Source organism: Streptomyces sp. NPDC043861 (assembly GCF_056435905.1).
Map to the genome: position 1 here is coordinate 1 of NZ_JBWKDP010000042.1, position 1,953 is coordinate 1,953.

Consider the following 1,953-nt stretch of genomic DNA (forward strand, 5'->3'; position numbering starts at 1 on the left):
AGTCGGCGTACTGCACCGGCAGCGGCTCCCAGGCGGGCGCCCGGCCCTCGCTCCGTGCCGCGTACGCCACCGACAGGTCCCGCGCCAGCGGTCCCCGCGACCAGCCGTCGCTCGCGATGTGATGCATCACCACGACCAGTGCCCGCTTCTCCGGGCCGGCCTCGAACAGCCAGGCTCGGAAGGGCACTTCGGAGGACAAGTCGAACGAGTGGTCCAGGGCCCGCGCGACCGCGCTCTCCAGGTCGGCCGGTGCCACATGGGACACCGACAGCTCCCAGTCCAACTCCTGTGCGTCCAGTACGTGCTGGTACGGCTCACCGTCGAGGACCGGGAACACGGTCCGCAGCACCTGATGCCGTTCGAGGACGTCCCGGAAGGCAGCCGCCAGGGTCTCGCCGTCCACACTGTCCGACAGTTTCACGACGGCGGGGACGTTGTAGGCAGCGCTGGAGCCTTCGAGCTGGTTGATGAACCAGAGCCGGCGCTGCGCGAAAGACAGCGGCACCCGCTCAGGATGCTCCCTCGCCGTCAGCGCCACCCGTGCCCGCTCCGCACCCCCGAGACGGGCCGCCAGACCCGCCACCGTCGGCGCCTCGAACAGCGCCCGCAGCGGAAGCTCGACGCCCAGGATCGACCGCATCCGGCTCACCAGGCGCACCGCGAGGAGCGAGTGCCCGCCCAGGGCGAAGAAGTCGTCCTCCACGCCCACGCTCTCCAGGCCCAGGACTTCGGCGAAGACTCCGCAGAGCAATTCCTCCTGGGGTGTGGCCGGGCCACGGCTGCTTCCAGTGGTGTACTCGGGGGCGGGCAGGGCCTTGCGGTCCAGCTTGCCGTTCACCGACAGCGGCAGCGCCTCGAGGACGACGACCGCGGAGGGAACCATGTATGCCGGCATCTGCGATGACGCAAACTCCGTGATCAGGGCGGGAAGTTCGCCGACCGGCGTGTCACCGGGACCCGCGACCACGTAGGCCACCAGGCGAATGTCCCCCGGCACGTCCTCCCGGGCGATCACCGCGGCCTGCGCCACCTGCGGATGCCCGGCCACGACACTCTGGACCTCACCGAGCTCGATCCGGAAACCACGGACCTTCACCTGCTCGTCCGCACGGCCCAGGTACTCCACCTGACCGTCCGCGCTCCACCGCACCACATCACCCGTGCGGTACAACCGCTCACCCGAACCGAACGGCGACGCCACGAACCGCTCCGCCGTCAGCCCCGCACGACCCAGATAACCGCGAGCCAGACCCGAACCCGCCAGATACAACTCCCCCGCCACACCCACCGGCACCGGGGACAGCCGGCCGTCCAGCACGAACACCCGCGCATTCGACACCGGACGCCCGATCGGCACCACACCCTCGACATCCGCATCCGTGAACCACGCCGTCGAGTACACCGTCGCCTCGGTCGGACCATAAATGTTCGCCACCCGCGCACCCGGCAACGCCCCACGCACGGCCGCCACCGCATCCGCCGTCAGCGCCTCACCCGCCAGCACCACCACCTGCGGCCGCACCGCGACCTCACCACCGGCCACCACCTGGGCCAACGCCGACGGCACACCACTGACCAGACTCACATCCCACGGACCACGCTCCCGGTCCGCCAGCACGAGCAGATCCCGCACCACCTCCACCGAACCACCCGACACCAACGGACCGAACAACTCGAACACCGACACATCGAAATTGAACGACGTCGACACCAACACCCGCTCGAACGCACCACCGCCGAACTCGGCCACCGCCCACGACAACAGACCCACCACCGAACGATGCTCAACCACCACACCCTTGGGCCGACCCGTCGAACCCGACGTGTAGATCACATACGCAGGATGCGACGGCAGCAGCACACCACCACGCTCCCCGTCCGAGAGCACACCCGCACCGAACACCGCCAGCTCAGCCACCACCGAAGGCTCATCCAGCACCACCACCGGCACCC

1 protein-coding gene is annotated in these 1,953 nt (G+C 69.3%); it reads right to left on the minus strand.

Going from position 1 to position 1,953, the window contains the following annotated elements:
- Nucleotides 1-1,918 (minus strand): AMP-binding protein (locus AC068D_RS35660; protein WP_478827305.1); only part of this gene is annotated, 1,918 nt, incomplete at its 3' end.
- Between the last annotated feature and the right edge of the window lie 35 nt (nucleotides 1,919-1,953).